15 protein-coding genes, 4 tRNA genes and 2 pseudogenes are annotated in these 17,468 nt (G+C 60.3%); 11 read left to right on the top strand and 10 right to left on the bottom strand.

What is annotated here, in order from left to right:
• Nucleotides 1–232 precede the first annotated feature (232 nt).
• Nucleotides 233–1,855 (top strand): acyl-CoA synthetase, encoded by a 1,623-nt coding sequence (locus NR164_RS06680; protein WP_256822514.1) that lies wholly within the window; start codon nucleotides 233–235, stop codon nucleotides 1,853–1,855.
• Between the two features lie 602 nt (nucleotides 1,856–2,457).
• Nucleotides 2,458–2,745 carry a hypothetical protein gene (locus tag NR164_RS06675; protein WP_256822512.1) on the top strand — a complete coding sequence of 96 codons (288 nt, stop codon included), beginning with the start codon at nucleotides 2,458–2,460 and terminating at the stop codon, nucleotides 2,743–2,745.
• A gap of 68 nt (nucleotides 2,746–2,813) precedes the next feature.
• On the opposite strand, the gene NR164_RS06670 is transcribed toward NR164_RS06675, so the two are convergent.
• Nucleotides 2,814–4,442 (bottom strand): hybrid sensor histidine kinase/response regulator, encoded by a 1,629-nt coding sequence (locus NR164_RS06670; protein ID WP_256822510.1) that lies wholly within the window; start codon nucleotides 4,440–4,442, stop codon nucleotides 2,814–2,816.
• A 113-nt stretch (nucleotides 4,443–4,555) separates the two neighbouring features.
• Between NR164_RS06670 and NR164_RS06665 the strand changes: the two genes are divergently transcribed.
• From NR164_RS06665 to NR164_RS06650, 4 genes and pseudogenes are all read left to right on the top strand, one after another.
• Complete coding sequence (locus NR164_RS06665; protein ID WP_046482598.1) at nucleotides 4,556–5,158, top strand: response regulator transcription factor; 603 nt, start codon at nucleotides 4,556–4,558, stop codon at nucleotides 5,156–5,158.
• A gap of 227 nt (nucleotides 5,159–5,385) precedes the next feature.
• Nucleotides 5,386–5,694 (top strand): RAQPRD family integrative conjugative element protein, encoded by a 309-nt coding sequence (locus NR164_RS06660; RefSeq protein WP_256822508.1) that lies wholly within the window; start codon nucleotides 5,386–5,388, stop codon nucleotides 5,692–5,694.
• A complete protein-coding gene (locus NR164_RS06655; RefSeq protein ID WP_126586561.1) occupies nucleotides 5,691–5,924 on the top strand; it encodes a TIGR03758 family integrating conjugative element protein in 234 nt (77 codons plus the stop codon). The genes NR164_RS06660 and NR164_RS06655 overlap by 4 nt, the downstream gene beginning before the upstream one ends.
• Nucleotides 5,925–6,004: 80 nt before the next feature.
• Nucleotides 6,005–6,298, top strand: a pseudogene (locus tag NR164_RS06650) (TIGR03745 family integrating conjugative element membrane protein); the annotation flags it as partial.
• Between the two features lie 124 nt (nucleotides 6,299–6,422).
• Here NR164_RS06650 and NR164_RS06645 read toward each other — a convergent pair.
• The 4 genes from NR164_RS06645 to NR164_RS06630 form a co-directional block, all read right to left on the bottom strand.
• Nucleotides 6,423–6,498: transfer RNA gene (locus tag NR164_RS06645), tRNA-Gly, on the bottom strand.
• Nucleotides 6,499–6,501: 3 nt separating this feature from the next.
• Nucleotides 6,502–6,577 (bottom strand) — tRNA-Glu (locus tag NR164_RS06640).
• Nucleotides 6,578–6,681: 104 nt separating this feature from the next.
• A tRNA-Gly gene (locus tag NR164_RS06635) sits at nucleotides 6,682–6,757 on the bottom strand.
• Nucleotides 6,758–6,759: 2 nt separating this feature from the next.
• Nucleotides 6,760–6,835 (bottom strand) — tRNA-Glu (locus NR164_RS06630).
• 357 nt (nucleotides 6,836–7,192) lie between these two features.
• Between NR164_RS06630 and NR164_RS06625 the strand changes: the two genes are divergently transcribed.
• Both NR164_RS06625 and NR164_RS06620 read left to right on the top strand, forming a co-directional pair.
• On the top strand, nucleotides 7,193–7,963 hold the full coding sequence (locus NR164_RS06625) for a hypothetical protein (RefSeq protein ID WP_046384177.1): 771 nt from the start codon (nucleotides 7,193–7,195) through the stop codon (nucleotides 7,961–7,963).
• Nucleotides 7,964–8,080: 117 nt separating this feature from the next.
• Entirely contained in the window at nucleotides 8,081–8,893 is an 813-nt protein-coding gene (locus tag NR164_RS06620; protein ID WP_017846801.1) for an alpha/beta fold hydrolase, read from the top strand.
• 39 nt (nucleotides 8,894–8,932) lie between these two features.
• Here the strand turns inward: NR164_RS06620 and NR164_RS30465 are convergent, their stop codons facing one another.
• The 4 genes and pseudogenes from NR164_RS30465 to NR164_RS06605 all read right to left on the bottom strand — a co-directional run bounded on the left by NR164_RS30465 (nucleotide 8,933) and on the right by NR164_RS06605 (nucleotide 13,392).
• Nucleotides 8,933–9,775 carry a methyl-accepting chemotaxis protein gene (locus tag NR164_RS30465; RefSeq protein WP_371928132.1) on the bottom strand — a complete coding sequence of 281 codons (843 nt, stop codon included), beginning with the start codon at nucleotides 9,773–9,775 and terminating at the stop codon, nucleotides 8,933–8,935.
• Between the two features lie 18 nt (nucleotides 9,776–9,793).
• A pseudogene (locus NR164_RS30460) lies at nucleotides 9,794–9,955 on the bottom strand (HAMP domain-containing protein); the annotation flags it as partial.
• Nucleotides 9,956–11,015: 1,060 nt separating this feature from the next.
• The gene (locus tag NR164_RS06610) at nucleotides 11,016–12,428 is read right to left on the bottom strand and encodes a PLP-dependent aminotransferase family protein (RefSeq protein WP_177030005.1); all 1,413 of its coding nucleotides are present in this window, start codon (nucleotides 12,426–12,428) and stop codon (nucleotides 11,016–11,018) included.
• Between the two features lie 202 nt (nucleotides 12,429–12,630).
• On the bottom strand, nucleotides 12,631–13,392 hold the full coding sequence (locus tag NR164_RS06605; protein ID WP_046384180.1) for an SDR family oxidoreductase: 762 nt from the start codon (nucleotides 13,390–13,392) through the stop codon (nucleotides 12,631–12,633).
• A 228-nt stretch (nucleotides 13,393–13,620) separates the two neighbouring features.
• Here NR164_RS06605 and NR164_RS06600 point away from each other — a divergent pair, with 228 nt between their 5' ends.
• A complete protein-coding gene (locus NR164_RS06600) occupies nucleotides 13,621–14,628 on the top strand; it encodes an NADP-dependent oxidoreductase (protein ID WP_046486359.1) in 1,008 nt (335 codons plus the stop codon).
• Nucleotides 14,629–14,691: 63 nt separating this feature from the next.
• On the opposite strand, the gene pyrF is transcribed toward NR164_RS06600, so the two are convergent.
• Nucleotides 14,692–15,390, bottom strand: coding sequence for an orotidine-5'-phosphate decarboxylase (pyrF, locus tag NR164_RS06595; protein WP_017846795.1), 699 nt, complete (start codon nucleotides 15,388–15,390; stop codon nucleotides 14,692–14,694).
• A gap of 259 nt (nucleotides 15,391–15,649) precedes the next feature.
• Between pyrF and NR164_RS06590 the strand changes: the two genes are divergently transcribed.
• Both NR164_RS06590 and NR164_RS06585 read left to right on the top strand, forming a co-directional pair.
• Nucleotides 15,650–16,411 (top strand): response regulator, encoded by a 762-nt coding sequence (locus NR164_RS06590; RefSeq protein WP_046385333.1) that lies wholly within the window; start codon nucleotides 15,650–15,652, stop codon nucleotides 16,409–16,411.
• The gene (locus NR164_RS06585; protein WP_046384182.1) at nucleotides 16,411–17,445 is read left to right on the top strand and encodes a HAMP domain-containing sensor histidine kinase; all 1,035 of its coding nucleotides are present in this window, start codon (nucleotides 16,411–16,413) and stop codon (nucleotides 17,443–17,445) included. Before NR164_RS06590 ends, NR164_RS06585 begins: the two co-directional genes overlap by 1 nt.
• Nucleotides 17,446–17,468 lie beyond the last annotated feature (23 nt).

Raw genomic sequence — 17,468 nt, 5'->3', positions numbered from 1 at the left:
GAGGTCAGCGGAAGCGTTTCATCAATATATAGTACATATACTATACAACACAGGTAGTACTTCCATATATCTGCGCGGACAGTATATAAAAGCCGCCGGAGAAGTCATTGAGCTTTTCCCGCAGGGACCGGCGTGCCAACGATAAAGCCTCAAGGCCGGCACCGTCAGCTTAACTGCCGTTACCAGCGTCTCGAACAATAGAGCTAATAATCAGCCACCGGGTATCCGCACCATGTCCATTTTCGACCAAGGCCTCGAGCCGACCAGCGTTAATCACATTGCTCTTTCGCCTTTAAGCTTCATTGAACGCACTGCCAGCGTTTATCCCGATTACCCTGCCGTGATCCACGGATCGATACGCGCCACCTGGGCGCAAACCTACAGCCGTTGCCGGCGCCTGGCCTCGGCCCTGGCCGGTCGCGGGATCGGCAAAAACGACACCGTGGCCGTCATGCTGCCCAACATCCCGGCCATGCTCGAAGCGCATTTTGGCGTGCCGATGATTGGCGCGGTACTCAATGCCCTCAACGTGCGCCTGGATGCCGAGGCCATCGCCTTCATGCTCGCGCATGGCGAAGCCAAGGTACTGATCGCCGACCGTGAGTTCCACGATGTGGTGCATGCGGCCATCGGCATGCTTGACCATCCGCCGCTGGTCATCGATGTCGACGACCCGGAATACGGCGAAGGCCAGCCGGTCAGCGACCTGGACTACGAGGCGTTTCTCGCCGAAGGCGATCCGGATTTCGCCTGGCAGTGGCCTGCAGACGAATGGCAAGCCATCTCGCTGAACTACACCTCGGGCACGACCGGCAACCCCAAGGGTGTGGTCTACCACCACCGCGGGGCCTACCTGAACTCCCTGGGCAACCAAATGATCTGGGCGATCGGCAACCACCCGGTGTACCTGTGGACGCTGCCGATGTTCCACTGCAACGGCTGGTGCTACCCGTGGATCATCACGGCCTTGGCCGGGGTCCATGTGTTTCTGCGCCGCGTCGACCCACAGAGAATCCTCAACCTGATCCGCGAGCATCAGGTCACCCACTTGTGTGGCGCGCCAATCGTGCTCAACGCCCTGGTGAACATGCCCGACTCGGCCAAGGCTGCCATCGACCACCCGGTGAACGCGATGGTCGCCGGCGCGGCGCCACCCGCCAAGGTGATCGGCGCCGTGGAAGAAATGGGCATCAAGGTGATCCACGTCTACGGCCTGACCGAAGTGTACGGCCCAGTGACCCTGTGCGCCTGGCACTCGGAATGGGATGAGCTGCCCCTGGAAGAACGCGCCCAGATCAAGGCGCGCCAGGGTGTGCGCTACCCGACCCTGGAAGGCGTGATGGTCGCCGACCCGAAAACCCTCGAACCCACCCCCCATGATGGCCACACCATCGGTGAGATTTTCATGCGGGGCAACACGGTGATGAAAGGCTATCTGAAGAACCCGACGGCAACCGCCGAAGCGTTCGAAGGCGGCTGGTTCCACACCGGCGACCTGGCGGTGACCCATCCTGACGGCTATGTCGAAATCCGCGACCGGCTCAAGGACATCATCATCTCCGGCGGCGAGAACATCTCCACCATCGAACTCGAAGGTGTGCTGTACCGCCACCCGGCAATCCTCGAAGCCGCGGTCGTCGCCCGCCCCGATGAAAAATGGGGTGAAACGCCGTGCGCCTTCATCACCCTCAAGGCCGACCACCAGAACGTCCGCGAAGCCGACATCATCAGCTTCTGTCGCGAACACCTGGCGGGCTTCAAGGTGCCACGCACGGTGGTGTTCACACAGCTGCCGAAGACGTCGACCGGTAAGATCCAGAAGTTCATGCTGCGTGACATGGCGAAAAAGCTCTAGGCCGTTTCCATCAAGCCCGAACGCTGCGCGCACACGCTCGTGTCCGATTGAACGGCATGGACGCTAGCTGACGGGATTGATGCAGCCAACCTCAAACCGATGCCCTCCTCTATGGAGGGCATTGTTTTTTGTGCAGGTGCGGTTGAGGTGTGCCGGATAGCCCGAAGCGCTCAAGCCACCCACAGCAGATGCAATATTTGATTTATCACAGAAACGAAAAAAGACGCCGAAGCGTCTTTTTTTCGCTGACTCCCAGGCCCGATGGACACTGCAAATGTAGCTGCATACGGTCCGCGAGATAGATCTAAACCAAGAGCTTCTACAACAGAGTGAATTAGAGCTGCCGCAGTTTACTCGGATAGCAAATAGCCATTAGCCCATTCGCCCTAATTGCCACCACCTTCGCTTAACACTAACCTTTTCCAGCATTCAAACCGGTCCGACTCGGAAGCAACCGCGTGTTGTGGGCCAGGCTTAACAACATTGAAACGCTTTGCAAGTCGGCCTACAGGACTGCCCTGTGGCTTTCAATACTGCAAATAAAGGACCGGTCGCTGCCGGGAAACCCTCGAAACACTCAACATATATATAAGAAGGTTCATATGAAGTTGTCTTACACAGTTACTGCCCTCACTGTACTCGCCACTTTGGTTGTCGGTCTAACCGGCTGCCAGGTCATCAAGCCAACAGAGAACGACCTTAAGAGTCGAGCACAAAATACTATCGGCAAGCCAATTACCAACATCTCAAACGTACGAAGTGATTTCAACACCACCTACTTCACAGCTAAAACCGCCACCGGGGAATACGCATGTGACCTCCCGAGCGGCCCTGGGGTTGCCCTCGGCTCCATGGGCATGGGGCTAGGCGCCCAGTGCACCAAACAATAATTACGTAAACATCCCTCCTTGGCCGCCCCCCCCTCCCCTCAACAAGAAGAGAACTCGACTGGCTAGACCTACTGTTCAGTAGTTCGTGCATTCAGTGGTTTCTGACCGAGCTCTCTCAATGTAGTCCGCAACTCAGTTGGGCGGACGGGTTTGGAAAGGATGGCGATCTGACGTTCCCGCAACTGCTGCTGGATCGTCTCTATATCATGCCCGCTGAGAATCAACGCCGGCACCGCCCAACCACGCTGTTGGCGTAGATGGTCTATGCACTCGATGCCAGTGGCGTGGTTGCCCAAGTCATAGTCAGCAATGATGACATCACAATCACTGGAGAGGTTCAGCCCAGTCAATTCCGCTTGTACCGTACACCCCCAACGCTGCAGCAGCGCCTGAGTGGCCAGCAACACGTTGTGATCATCCTCCACCAGACAGACTTTCAATCCTGTCAACAGCCCTGCCTGGTGAACGTCTTCCTGAAGGCTGAGGTTTCGTGGCGGCGTCGCGAGGGGGAAACCAGACAAGCAGACTGATGTCCCATGACCCAACCGCGAGCGGATAGCAACGTCAAGAGCCATCAACTGCCCCAGACGCCTGACGATGGAAAGGCCCAGTCCGACACCTTCAACGTCCTTGTCTCGCTCACGACGGACGCGATAAAACTCTTCGAATACTTTTAGCAGGTGTTCCTTTTCAATCCCCTGCCCCTGATCGTGAACCACGATCGCAAGCCCATCACCGCACTTACGCACACCGATCAGTACAGGCCGCTGGGCACCGTATTTGAAGCAATTGGAAAGTATATTTTGAACCATCGTTGTGAGAAGTGCAGGGTCTGCCCGGACCCAATGGGAGGAAGGCCGCAGATGCAACTCAACACCCGCCCAGCGCGCAGCCTCGACATTCTGGCGCACAAGATCGGCCAGGAAGTCCCCCAGGTGCAAGGTCTGATACTTGGGTAGCACACGGCTATTGTCCAACGTGTAGAGATCGAGAATCGAGCGAAAGAGTTGCGATACATTGAGTAGCGAGCGGTCGATACTGTCCACCAAACGTCGCTCTTCATCGCCCAAGCATGCTTCGCGCAGGCATGCGGTGAATAGACCAATAGAATGGATCGGTTGGCGCAAGTCATGGCTGGCCTGGGCCAGGAACCGCGATTTCTCCAGGTTAGCGGCAACGGCTTCTTCCGAAGCTTTACGAGTACGTTCCAACAAGAGGTGGGCATAAACCGGTATCACCGTGCTGGTGATCATCAACATCAGCACCATGAATGGCTGCGCCTGCCACGAAGGCGTCAACCAGTAGACAATCAACAATGCCAGTAACGCCAACCCAGTCGCAATTGCAAGGTAGCGCGAACCATAGCGCATACCGTTGCCCAGGTTGACCCAGACCATCACCGCATAAAGCGGTAACGCAGCTTCTGCGCCGACTACCAGACCGAATGAGGTCCCGGTGTAATCGTGAACCATCCCCAATATTCGCCGTGCCGGGTAGTGCCCAGGCCAATGAGCAATGACAAAGCGAAAGCCTATGGAAGCCAACAGAAACACTAAGTAATAAAGGATTATGGGCAAATAAGCATCCACCCTATGCCCGGGCAAAAAGCCCAGCATACTGATATATCCAATGGCGCAGGCAGACACAATGACGCGTAAATTGGCCTGGTCAAGTTCGGTGTTCTTCTCGAACGTCATGGGAAGCATCCTTACGGTATAACCGATGTAAAAATGATAGGTGCTACACGCAACCAACCGGCGCGGCGCTACAGCGGTCCCTAAAAGAAAACTGACTCAAGGTAGAGCACGATATGCCATGCAGAATCATTATTGCCGACGATCATCCTATGTTTCGCGAGGGCATGTTGCGCACTGTCCAGCGACTACTTCCCGAGGCAACTGTGGAGCAAGCCGGTGACTTTGAGACTGTAAAGGCGCTGATCAAAACAGGCGAAGAAGTTGACACGCTGATTCTCGACTTGCGTTTTCCAGGCTTGACCTGCATGAGTCACTTGAGTGAGCTGAGACAGCAGTTGCGGCGCACCACGTTAATCGTGGTGTCAATGGTCGATGATCCATCGTTGATCGAACAGATTATGGCGTTAGGTATCGACGGATTTATCGGCAAAAACATCGCCCCGGACGAGATCGGACAGGCACTACTGGCTATCAGAGAAGGCGATGTTCTCGTCAAGTTTTCGCCATCGGGCCTGCTGCCATTGCAGACCACTGCTCTCACAGCCCGCCAGCATGAAGTATTGCACCTGATCGCAAAAGGCAAGACCAATAAAGAAATCGCAACGGAATTACAGATATCTCCCTTTACAGTGCGTATTCATGTGGCGTCGCTGTTACGTTGCTTGAACGTGCCATCACGGGCAGCGGCAGTGGCGAAGTATTCGGGAATCGGTTGAAGGGCAGATTAAAAATACACCAGATTCAAACTAGACATCTTCTTTCGTCTCGATTTCGGATAACTCCGTCAGAAGTTTCCCCAATGCCCTGCCGTAAAGCGGTGACGAGCCAATCCCCATTGATTGAGGCGAGCATTGAGCAACCGTCGCACCATCAGGCCATTCGTACTCACGAGGCCTGATTCGATGGATAGGGTAGCCCCACATTCAGCTTGCTACGCTCCGGGATGGTTGCCCTGATCATCGGCATCAGCAGCAGTGCCGCTCCGGTCATGGCATCTGAACGCGCTTTTGAACGCGAGCAACTGGCCCTGCTGACCCATCAACTGGACCAAATCAATCGCCAGGTCGAAGACCTATCAGCTCAGCCCACACAAGTTAGGGATCGCTACCACTTCGACTACCCACGCCTACGTGAAGACCTCCAGCGAGTACGTGCTGGAGTTCAGGACTACCTGACTCCACAGCGCGCCCAGCCACGCGACCCAACGCCGATGCTCGGTGACTACCGCGACGAGCAGGAGCCCTCGCCATGACTGCCGCCCAACAGGCCGCCTTCCAGGCCCACGGCGGATTTACGCCCGCGCGGATGGCGACCTTGTTGCTGTCGGGGGTGTTTGCCGTGCTGTTGCTGTGGGGCGCCTGGGCAATTCGTACCGCCTACACCGGTTGGGCCGAGCAGCGTTTGGGCTCGTGGCAGTTTGTCGGGGTGGTCATGCGTTTTGTCGCGCTGTACCTGGTATTGACGTTTTTTCTTCTGTCCTGATCCGAGGGAGCTGCCGTGATGAACCGTCATTTTTCATATGGTCTTCGTAGCCGGATGCTGGAGCTGCTGATGGGCGCGCTCCGGCATTGGCCGTTGCGCAGGGCCGTCTGCCCACGCTGGAGGATCCGTCCCGCGGTGTCGGCAGCGGCATTCTGCAAACCCTGCAGAACTACAGCGACGGCATCATCCTGCTGATCGCCCTGTTGGTAGTGGCCTCAATGTTTATCGGGGTCTGCTATCACGCCTACACGCGCTATTCGGAGATCCACACCGGGCGCGCGACCTGGGGCCAGTTCGGGTTGACCGTCGCAGTCGGTGCTATCTTGCTGGTGGTGGGCATCTGGTTACTGACCAAGGCCACCGGGATCTCGTGATTTCTGGACTAAAAAAGTCCGGATACCGGTGGTTTTCGACAGATCGCACCGGAAACGAAAAAAGACGCCGAAGCGTCTTTTTTTCGCTGACTCCCAGGTCCGATGGACACTGCGAATCAAAAATTGGAGCGGGAAACGAGACTCGAACTCGCGACCCCGACCTTGGCAAGGTCGTGCTCTACCAACTGAGCTATTCCCGCAAATGGCGTCCCCTAGGGGACTCGAACCCCTGTTACCGCCGTGAAAGGGCGGTGTCCTAGGCCACTAGACGAAGGGGACACGCTACTGAAACACATGGTGTGTATTTCAGTGCCCAGAGGCCTCGTCCGAAGACTTGGTCCTGGTTTCACTCAATGCCGCACGAAGGCAACACTGCTTAAAAATGGAGCGGGAAACGAGACTCGAACTCGCGACCCCGACCTTGGCAAGGTCGTGCTCTACCAACTGAGCTATTCCCGCATTGGCGTCCCCTAGGGGACTCGAACCCCTGTTACCGCCGTGAAAGGGCGGTGTCCTAGGCCACTAGACGAAGGGGACACACGTACAACATTCACTCCCTGCCGCGTTTCGCTGTGTGCTTTACGCTGCAAGTGGCGCGCATTCTATGGATGGATTGAAAGGTCGTCAACCCCCCAGGATAAATTTATTTAAATCAATGACTTCGCCCCCCTTTCCAGGCCCGTGCGGGCATTCTGCGCGTCCGCGCCTTGACGCCTATATTCTGGCGCCCGACAAGACGCTATAGTTCACTCAGCAACTGATGGCATTGTGCATCTACGCAGGGAATGCTTACGTATATAGAAGAAACTACCTGGGCAACTGGTCGAACAGTCCTATCCGGCAGATGTCTCAGTCACTACACTCAACAGCAAACCCTATAAAGAGGTCGCACCGGTGACACCACTCATGATCACCCTGCTGGTAATAGCCGGGATCGCAATACTGATCGCCATTGGCTATATGAACCATGTGGTGGAAAACAACAAACTGGAAAAGCAACGCACCGTGATCGAGCTTAATGACCGGCTGCGTCGCTGTGGTGAAATCACCGAGACCTTCCCCGGCCAGTTGATGACTCCGGCACTCAAGCTGCTGCTGACCCGCCTGGAACTCAACGTCAACCAGCGCTTGTTGCACCTCAACAAGTCCAGCGCACCGCTCAAGGCGCGGATCGCCGAACTGAATGCGCTGGTGGCCCAGGGCGAATCGATCCCGGTCAACAACCCGCCCGGCCCGATCCAGACCGAAGCCAAGGCCAAGGACGTGCGCTTCCTGCTCGAAGCCCTGCACGGCCAGGTCACCCGCGCCGCCCAGGACGGTTTCCTGCCGGCCAATGAAGCCAAGCACTGGATCAGGGAGATTCGCCACATCCTGGTCCTGCTGCACATCGAGTTCTTCAACAACCTCGGCCAGCATGCCCTGCAACAGAACCAGCCGGGCCAGGCGCGCCTGGCCTTCGAGCGCGGCGTGCAGTACCTGCGCAAACAGCCTGAGCCGGCGATCTACAGAGAGCAACTGCAATTGCTGGAGAGTCAATTGGCGCGCGCCAACTCCACGGTGCTGACCAACAGCAAACCGGCGGAAGATGAAGTCAACGAACTGACCGAAGGCCTGAAAGTCGCCGACACCGATGCCGAATGGAAGAAAAAAGTCATCTACGACTGACCTCCCCCACCCCATGTGGCGAGCGCTCCTCGCCACATGCCATCATTTAGCATCTATCCCCTCGCCGCCGACTCGCGTACAAAAGTCCCCCTCACTCCGTGAAGTTAGAGGCCCGCTATGCCTGTCGCCGTGATTGATGGACAACCGCTGCACTATGTTGACCAGGGCCGCGGCCCGGTCGTCCTGCTGGGTTCGAGTTACCTGTGGGACCGCGACATGTGGGCACCGCAGATCGAAGCGCTGTCGCAGCAATACCGCGTGATCGTCCCCGAACTGTGGGGCCACGGCGAGTCCGGGCCGCTGCCGGCGCACACGCGCTCCCTGGACGACCTGGCGCGCCAGGCCCTGGCACTGCTCGACCAGTTGCAGATTGCCCAGGTCAATCTGGTGGGTTTGTCGGTCGGCGGCATGTGGGGCGCACGCCTGGCCCTGCTGGCACCCGAGCGGGTCAACAGCCTGGTGCTGATGGACACCTACCTCGGCGCCGAACCCGAGGCCACGCGCCAGCACTACTTTTCGCTGTTCAAGATGATCGAAGACGCCGGCGCCATCCCCGAGCCGCTGCTGGATGTGGTCGCGCCGATCTTTTTTCGCCCGGGTATCGACCGCGCATCGGCGCTGTACCAGGATTTCCGCAAAGTCTTGCAGGGCTACCCCACGGCGCGCCTGCTGGACAGCATCGTGCCCCTGGGTCGGCTGATCTTCAGCCGCGCAGATGTGCTGGAGCAGTTGTCACGCCTGGACGCCGACACCACCCTGGTGCTGTGCGGCGAACAGGACACGCCTCGCCCACCCGCCGAGTCCGAGCAGATGGCCAGCCTGATCGGCTGCGGCCTGAGCCTGATTCCCGACGCCGGGCATATCTCCAGCCGCGAGAACCCGGACTTCGTCAATGAAGCGCTGCTGACCTTCCTCGCCAACCACGCCTGATCGCGCCCCGGCCCTTTGATCGCGGCCCGGCGGCGGCGATCAAAGGCGGAAGTGCCCCACCATGCCCTTGAGTTCCGCGCCCAACCGCGCCAGCGCAATACTCGACGCGGCATTGCCCTGCATGCTCAACGCCGATTGATCGGCACTCGCGCGAATGCTGGTGACGCTGCGGTTGATCTCTTCGGCCACCGAGCTCTGTTGCTCGGCCGCCGCCGCAATCTGCTGATTCATTTGTTGGATCAATGACACCGCGACCGCAATGCTGCCCAGCGCGCTTTCGGTTTCCAGCGCATCGCTGACGGCCAGCTTCACCAACTCGCCGCTCTGCTGGATCTGCTGCACCGACGCTTGCGCCGCGCTGCGCAAGGTGCCGACCAGGCGCTCGATCTCCTCGGTCGATTGCTGGGTGCGCTTGGCCAGCGCCCGCACCTCATCGGCCACCACCGCAAAACCACGGCCTTGCTCACCGGCGCGCGCGGCCTCGATGGCTGCGTTGAGCGCCAGCAGGTTGGTCTGTTCGGCCACGCTTTTGATCACGCTCAACACGCTGCCGATGTTCTGGATTTCGCTGCTGAGGCTATCGATGCTGGCGCTCGCGCTGGTGCTGGACGTGGCCAGCTGTTCGATGCGCTGCAAACTCTGGCGCACCACCTGCTGGCCGCTGTCGACTTTGTCATCGGCGGTCTGCGCAGCCTGTGCGGCCTCTTCGGCGTTGCGCGCCACATCGTGGACCGTGGCGGTCATCTGGTTCATCGCCGTGGCGACCTGCTCGGTTTCTTCCTTCTGGCTGCTGACCTCGATGTTGGTCTGCTCGGTGACGCTGGACAGCGAATGCGCCGAACTGGCCAATTGCTCGATGCCCGCTTGCAGCCTGCTGACCATATCGCTCAAGCCGCTGCCCATCTGTTGCATCGCCTGCATCAACTGGCCGATTTCATCGCGGCGGCTGACGTCCATGCGCCCACTCAAATCGCCGGCTGCGATCTGCTGGGCCACCGCGATCACCCGGCGCAGCGGCGCGACGATCAACCGGGTAATCACCCAGGCCGCAATCAAGCCCATCAACAGCGCCAGGGCCGAAGAGCCGATGATCAGCAGCGCGCTTTTCTTCAACTGCGCCTGCATCGACTGATCTTCGGCGGCATACGCCTGGTCGACGCGGCTGACCACTTGATCGGCGCGATCATGCAATTGTTTGTAGACCACTTTTTCCTGGGCCAGCAGGCCGGTGTATTCGCCGAGCTTTTCATTGAACGCAGCGATATGCCCGCCGACCTCATTGAGCACCGTCTGGTAACCGGCGTCCTTGACCGAGGTCTTCAGTAACTCGACCTGGGCCAGCGCCTGCTCGGCCTGTTCGATCTTGCCTTGTTCGGCGTTGTCTTCCTGCCCTTTGCGGCTCTGATCGAGGCGCACATGGGCCTCGTTCATGGCTTGCAGCATCAACCGCGAAACCTGGCTGACCTGCCCCGCCTGCTCGATAAACTCGGCGCCCTCCTTGCCCTGGCTTTCCTTGAGGCCATAGGCGCCATCGTCGGCCAGGCCGGCCTGCAACACATCGAGGTTATTGGCCACGCTGGACACCGACCAACTGGCCATTTCCAGTGCCAGGTCCTTGGTCTGGGTCAGTTCGACGAACTCATCGAACGCCTTGCGGTAAGCCGCCAGGGCCTGTTCGACCTCGGTCATCAGCGGCACGTTGGTCGCAGACTCGGCCTTGAGGCTGGCGGCCAGGGCGGCCAAGGCGTCGACTTGCTCATGCAGGGCGTCGACGGACTTGGGGTCGGCGTGCAGCGCATAGTCCTGCTCGATCAAACGCACCTTGAGCAGCCCGCTGTTGAGCGAAGACATGCTCTTGAGGCCCTCGAAACGCAGGCCAACGGTTTGCAGGGACCACACGCCAATCGCTGCGACCAACGCAGTCAACAGCAGCACCAGGCTGAAGCCCAAACCCAGTTTTTTCGCCATACCGAGGTTGGCGAAACGTCGTTGCACGGCCGAAATCATTGCACTTGAATCCTCTTGCAATGGCGGATGCCATCAAGTCCGGTTTCCCAGCAGCGAGATTCGCAACCCCAAGGCCCTGAACACAAGTCGTTGGCGCCACAATAATGGCAAAAAGCTACACACTCGTCGTTTTCAGAATGGTCGAGGTCGATCTGGCAGGCCCCGCGGCGCGGAACAACGCCAGGGCCCGCTGATCAGCAGCATAGGCCACATTGATGCGCTGCCACTCGCTGTGTTCACCCGTGGGGCTGAACAGCGCCCCCGGCGACATCAACACGCCGAGTTGCCGCGCACACGCCTGCAAGCGTGAACGGTCGGCCATGCGAGGCCGCGCCCAGACAAACATGCCGCCGGCGGGCACGGCGAACACCTGCCATTCCTCATCCTCCAGCACCTGCAAGGTCGCGGCCATTTGCGCGTTCAGGCGCTTGCGCAGGCGCTGCACCCATTTGCGATAGGTGCCGTTGGCCAGCAACGTGGCCATCACCGCTTCGGCAAAACGCGAGGTGCCGATGCCGGTGAGTGTCTTGAGGTGTACCAATTGCGCAATGATCGGCGAACTGGCGCTGAGGTAGCCGACGCGCAGGGCACTGCTGAGGGTCTTGGAAAAACTCGAGACATAGATCACCCGGTCATCATGGGGCAGCGCCGAGAGCCGCGTGCAACTGGCGTGTTGCAGGTCGGCGTAGACATCTTCTTCGATGATCAGAAAGTCTTCGCTGTGCGCCAGCGCCAGCAAACGCTCGGCCACCTTGCGGCACAGGCTGGTGCCGGTGGGGTTGTGATACAGGCTGTTGATAAACAGGCACTTGGGACGATGGCGACGCAGCAGGGCTTCCAGCGCCGGGACGTCCGGGCCGCCCTGGGTACGCGGCACTTCCAGCAGCGTGACGCCGTGGAAGGCCAACTGACGAAAGAGGTTGCCATAACCGGGGGTTTCCACGACCACCGTGTCGCCGGCCTTGAGCAAGGTGCGGATCAGCAGGTCCTGGGCATGGCTGGCGCCATGGGTGGTGAGAATGCGGTCGAGGCTGGTGGCCACGTGAATCTGGGTCAGGCGCTTGAGCAGTTGCTCGCGCAGCGCCGGCAGCCCCAGTGGCGTGCTGTAGTTGAACAGGCCGCCGGTATCGATGCGGCTGACTTCGCGGATCGCGTAGCTGATGTCATCGCTTTCGCGCCAGGCGTCCGGCAGCCAACCGCAGCCGAGTTTCAACTCGCCCAACGGGCTGTCGGTGAAAGCGCCCCACTCTCGCTCCGCGCCTTCATACCAGTGGCGTTCCTGAGCCACTGGCGGCTGCGCCACCACAAACCCGGAGCCCTGCTTCGAGGTCAGCAGGCCCTGGGCCTCCATGCGCTCGAATGCCTCGATCACGTTGGACTGGCTGAGCAGGTTGTCGAGGGCCAGTTGGCGGATGGACGGCAAGCGTGTACCGGGGCTGACCCCGCTCTTGCGAATCCATTCCGCCACCGCGCTGACGATTTGCTGCACCACCGGTACAAGGGCTTGTCGATCGATCCCTAAATCCATGAGCCACTCACTTAACTATCTGTTATTCAACCCAAAACAGTTAAGCACAGAAGCCCGCTCCAACCGGTCGCCAACAGTAACTAAAGTATTGATTTTATTGACTTATTTACCTCCTGATACACATTGGATCACGGCGTTTTGCCAGCTATGGAAACGCCCCACAGCATCTCAAACTTTTTCGAATGAGGTGCGGCTTGGAGTCCTAGATCGCGGTGGCGCCGCCGTCCACTGCCAGGGCGTGGCCGGTGGTGAACGCCGCACCATCACTGCACAGGTACAACACCGCACTGGCAATTTCCTCGACCTTGCCGATGCGCCCGACCGGGTGCATGGCCGCGGCGAATTCGGCTTTGCGCGGGTCAGCTTCATAGGCACGGCGGAACATGTCGGTGTCGATCACGGCCGGGCATACCGCGTTGACGCGGATGTTCTTTTTCGCGTACTCGATGGCCGCCGATTTGGTCAGGCCGATCACCGCGTGCTTGGACGCGGCATAGATGCTCATCTTCGGCGCAGCGCCCAGCCCCGCCACCGACGCGGTGTTGACGATCGCACCAGCGCCCTGGGCCAGCAGCAACGGCAATTGGTACTTCATGCACAACCACACGCCCTTGACGTTGACGCCCATGATCGCATCGAACTCATCGAGGGTGCCGTCCGCCAGCTTGCCTTTCTCGATCTCGATCCCGGCGTTGTTAAAGGCGTAGTCCAGGCGGCCATACGCGGCAATGGTCTGCGCCATCAATTGCTGCACATCGGCTTCCAGGGTGACGTTGCAGCGCACGAACTGCGCCTCGCCACCGGCCTCGCGGATCAGCGCGACAGTGCCTTCGCCGCCCGCTACGTCGAGGTCGGCAACCACTACCTTCAAACCTTCGGCGGCAAACGCCAGCGCGGTGGCGCGGCCAATACCGGCGGCGGCGCCGGTGACCAGGGCGACCTGGCCGGAAAACGTCATGCTCATGGGGGATGTCCTATGGGAGAAATAGCCGTGGGCCGAGTCTAGCCAAGCCCGACACGGGCGCGTCAGCACTATCAGAAGGCCGGTTAGCGCTGCATGAATCACAATGATAAGACCGCCCGGCTGACTATCATCGAAGCCTATCGCCAAGCATTCGCAGACCTCGGCCGACCTTGCCCGCAGGCCAGTATGGGTCTATCAATCAGGCTTCATTTCTCAAGAGTCCTTGCCATGACTGCCCAGACCAACCGCCAGTTCCTGCTCGCCAAACGCCCGGTCGGCGCGGCCACGCGGGAGACCTTCACCTACCAGGAAGTGCCGGTGGGCACGCCACAGGACGGGCAGGTGCTGGTGCGCAACGAATACCTGTCCCTCGACCCGGCCATGCGCGGCTGGATGAATGAGGGCAAATCCTACATTCCGCCCGTCGGCATCGGCGAAGTGATGCGGGCGCTGGGCGTAGGCAAGGTAATCGCCTCGAACACCCCTAAATTCGCCGTCGGGGACTACGTGAACGGCGCCCTGGGGGTGCAGGATTACTTCCTCGGCGAGCCGCGTGGTTTCTACAAGGTCGACCCCACGCTTGCGCCCCTGCCGCGCTACCTGTCGGCGCTGGGGATGACCGGCATGACCGCCTACTTCGCCCTGCTCGAGACCGGCGCACCCAAGGCCGGCGAAACCGTGGTGATCTCCGGCGCGGCCGGTGCGGTGGGCAGCATTGCCGGGCAGATCGCCAAGATCAAAGGCTGCCGTGTGGTGGGCATTGCCGGTGGCGCCGACAAGTGCAAGTTCCTGGTGGATGAACTGGGCTTCGACGCCGCCATCGATTACAAACACGAAGACCTGCCCGCCGCGCTCAAGCGCGAGTGCCCCAAGGGCGTGGATGTGTATTTCGATAACGTCGGCGGCGACATTCTCGACGCCGTGCTCAGCCGCCTGGCATTCAAAGCCCGCGTAGTGATCTGCGGTGCGATCAGCCAGTACAACAACAAGGACGCGGTAAAAGGCCCGGCCAACTACCTGTCATTGCTGGTCAATCGCGCACGCATGGAAGGCTTCGTGGTGATGGATCACGCGGCGAACTTTGCCGCCGCCGGGCAGGAAATGGCCGGCTGGATGGCGCAGGGCAAGCTCAAGAGCAAGGAAGACATTGTGGAAGGACTGGAGACGTTCCCGGAGACGCTGATGAAGCTGTTCAACGGGGAGAACTTCGGCAAGCTGGTGCTCAAAGTCAGCTGATACACAGCAGATGTCAATGTGGGAGAGGGCTTGCCCCCTCCCACATGGTTGATCGGTGATCGATCAGGCGATCTCGGCGACGACTGCCGCCAATGCCTTGGCCGGGTCCGCCGCCTGGCTGATCGGGCGGCCGATCACCAGGTAGTCCGAGCCGGCGTCCAGGGCCTGACGCGGCGTGAGGATACGGCGCTGGTCATCCTGGGCGCTGCCCGCCGGGCGAATCCCCGGGGTGACCAATTGCAGCGACGGGTGGGCGGTCTTGAGCGCCCGGGCTTCCAGCGCCGAACAGACCAGGCCATCGAGGCCGGCTTTTTGCGCCAGGGCCGCCAGGCGCAGCACTTGCTCCTGAGGTTCGATATCCAGGCCGATCGCGGCCAGGTCTTCGCGCTCCATGCTGGTCAGCACGGTCACACCGATCAGCAAGGGTTTAGGGCCGCTGCGCTGTTCCAACACTTCACGGCAGGCGGCCATCATGCGCAGGCCGCCGGAGCAGTGTACATTGACCATCCACACGCCCATTTCGGCGGCAGCCTTGACCGCCATCGCGGTGGTGTTGGGGATGTCGTGGAATTTCAGGTCGAGGAACACCTCGAAACCTTTGTCACGCAGCGTGCCGACGATGTCCGCGGCGCAACTGGTGAACAGTTCCTTGCCGACCTTGACCCGACACAGCTTCGGGTCCAACTGGTCAGCCAGCTTCAGTGCGGCGTCACGGGTGGGGTAATCCAGGGCGACGATGATAGGAGTCTGGCAGACGGACATTGGAATGGGCTCTCAGGCAAGTCGAAATCGGCGCGAATTGTAGCGCAAGCGACGCCGTTGCGGGATCCGATGATCGGTAAATACTGACCAAGCGCACTCAGGCGGACCTTTCGGCTATTTGTATCAAAGCAGATACATTCACGACATGCCCTCAACACGCCCTACCGCTAGCCTCGCCCGCACGACCCACCGACCAGCACTACCAGCCATGGGGCTGGGCGCCTATGCTGACCGCTACCACCAGGCAGATGATCGCACTATGCATACTTCCGTCCCGCTGAACGACGAGCAAAAAAACGCGGTGAGCGCCGATGAAAAGCGCTGGAACACCCGCGCGCTGATTGTCGACGACGATGTGCCGATCCGCGAACTGCTGATCGACTACCTGGCGCGCTTCAATATTCTCGCCACCGGCGTCACCGACGGCACCGCGATGCGCGTGGCGATGCAAGCCGAAACCTTTGATGTGGTCGTGCTCGACCTGATGCTGCCGGGCGAAGACGGCCTGTCACTGTGCCGCTGGCTACGCGCCGAGTCGGACATTCCGATCCTGATGCTCACCGCCCGCTGCGAACCCACCGACCGCATCATCGGCCTGGAACTGGGCGCCGACGACTACATGTCCAAGCCGTTCGAGCCGCGTGAATTGGTGGCGCGCATCCAGACCATCCTGCGCCGGGTGCGCGACGACCGCACCGAGCAGCGCGCCAATATCCGCTTCGATAACTGGCGGCTCAACAGCGTGTTGCGCCAATTGGTGGCCGACGATGGCCTGGTGGTGCCGCTGTCCAACGCCGAGTTCCGCCTGCTGTGGGTGTTTATCGAGCGGCCGCGCCGGGTGTTGAGCCGCGAACAGTTGCTGGATGCCGCCCGCGGTCGTTCCATCGAGGCCTTCGATCGCAGCATTGACCTGCTGGTCTCGCGCCTGCGCCAGAAGCTGGGCGATGACCCCAAAGCACCGCAGTTGATCAAGACCGTGCGCGGTGAAGGCTATCTGTTCGACGCACGGGATATCGGCTGATGCGCAACGCCCTCAACACGCTGTTCGGCCGGTTGTTCGGTGTGTTGCTGTTGGCGATTGTACTGGCCCATGCGTTGGCATTTTTCTGGTTCCACCACTATGACCCGCCTCCGCCACCGCGCAAGGACACCTTCGTCGAGCAACCGGACGGCACGATGAGGCCGCTGCCTAAACGCCCTCGCCCATGGTTTGGCGGCCCGGTGGTGCCGCTGACGTTTCAGTTTTTCTCGTTGATCATCGCCGCCTGGTATGGCGCCAAATTGTTGAGCCGGCCGATCCAGCGCCTGAGTGAGGCCGCCGAGCGCTTGAGCCTGGACCTCGACAGCCCGCCTCTCGACGAATCGGGCCCCCGGGAAGCCCAGCAGGCCGCGTCAACCTTCAACCTGATGCAAAAACGTATTCGCGAACAAGTCGGTCAGCGCGCGCGCATGCTCGGCGCGGTCTCCCATGACCTGCGCACCCCGCTGTCGCGCCTCAAGCTGCGCCTGGAGCAGATCGAAGACGCCAAGCTGCAAGGCCAGATGCGCCAGGACCTGAACGACATGATCGGCATGCTCGACGCCACCTTGAGCTACCTGCACGAACAACGCACCAGCGAAAGCCGGCACTGGCTGGATGTGCAGGCGCTGGTGGAGTCGATCAGTGAGAACGCCCAGGACCAAGGTTCCAACGTGCAATGTGCCGGCACCTGTGCGCCTTTGCAGGTGCAGCCGATGGCGTTGCGTTCATGCCTCAACAACCTGATCGACAACGCCTTGCGCTACGCCGGCAGCGCGCGCGTGGAACTGGAGGACAGCCGCGAGGCCCTGACCATCCGCGTGATTGACCACGGCCCCGGGATTGCCGCCGACAAGCGCGAGGCGGTGTTCGAACCGTTCTATCGACTGGAAGGCTCGCGCAACCGCAACTCCGGCGGCGTGGGCCTGGGCATGACCATCGCCAAGGACGCGGTGGAACGCCTGGGCGGACGGTTGAGCCTGGAGGAAACCCCGGGCGGCGGGTTGACCGCCGTGATGTGGTTGCCCCGCGCCTGACGGCCAACGCCGGCCAGCTCCCC

The organism is Pseudomonas sp. Pse79, from assembly GCF_024519615.1.
GTDB classification, from domain to species: domain Bacteria; phylum Pseudomonadota; class Gammaproteobacteria; order Pseudomonadales; family Pseudomonadaceae; genus Aquipseudomonas; species Aquipseudomonas veronii.
Note: the sequence above shows the minus strand (reverse complement) of the source record. Positions and strands in the feature narration are given on the sequence as shown.

What these genes read in the sequence shown, in the direction of transcription:
- NR164_RS06605 (WP_046384180.1), bottom strand. Translation starts at nt 13,392, where the DNA reads ATGAGCATGACGTTTTCCGGCCAGGTCGCCCTGGTCACCGGCGCCGCC.
- NR164_RS06655 (WP_126586561.1), top strand. Translation starts at nt 5,691, where the DNA reads ATGACTGCCGCCCAACAGGCCGCCTTCCAGGCCCACGGCGGATTTACG.
- NR164_RS30465 (WP_371928132.1), bottom strand. Translation starts at nt 9,775, where the DNA reads ATGGTCAGCAGGCTGCAAGCGGGCATCGAGCAATTGGCCAGTTCGGCG.
- NR164_RS06610 (WP_177030005.1), bottom strand. Translation starts at nt 12,428, where the DNA reads ATGGATTTAGGGATCGATCGACAAGCCCTTGTACCGGTGGTGCAGCAA.
- NR164_RS06620 (WP_017846801.1), top strand. Translation starts at nt 8,081, where the DNA reads ATGCCTGTCGCCGTGATTGATGGACAACCGCTGCACTATGTTGACCAG.
- pyrF (WP_017846795.1), bottom strand. Translation starts at nt 15,390, where the DNA reads ATGTCCGTCTGCCAGACTCCTATCATCGTCGCCCTGGATTACCCCACC.
- NR164_RS06665 (WP_046482598.1), top strand. Translation starts at nt 4,556, where the DNA reads ATGCCATGCAGAATCATTATTGCCGACGATCATCCTATGTTTCGCGAG.
- NR164_RS06590 (WP_046385333.1), top strand. Translation starts at nt 15,650, where the DNA reads ATGCATACTTCCGTCCCGCTGAACGACGAGCAAAAAAACGCGGTGAGC.
- NR164_RS06600 (WP_046486359.1), top strand. Translation starts at nt 13,621, where the DNA reads ATGACTGCCCAGACCAACCGCCAGTTCCTGCTCGCCAAACGCCCGGTC.
- NR164_RS06670 (WP_256822510.1), bottom strand. Translation starts at nt 4,442, where the DNA reads ATGACGTTCGAGAAGAACACCGAACTTGACCAGGCCAATTTACGCGTC.
- NR164_RS06675 (WP_256822512.1), top strand. Translation starts at nt 2,458, where the DNA reads ATGAAGTTGTCTTACACAGTTACTGCCCTCACTGTACTCGCCACTTTG.
- NR164_RS06660 (WP_256822508.1), top strand. Translation starts at nt 5,386, where the DNA reads ATGGTTGCCCTGATCATCGGCATCAGCAGCAGTGCCGCTCCGGTCATG.
- NR164_RS06680 (WP_256822514.1), top strand. Translation starts at nt 233, where the DNA reads ATGTCCATTTTCGACCAAGGCCTCGAGCCGACCAGCGTTAATCACATT.
- NR164_RS06585 (WP_046384182.1), top strand. Translation starts at nt 16,411, where the DNA reads ATGCGCAACGCCCTCAACACGCTGTTCGGCCGGTTGTTCGGTGTGTTG.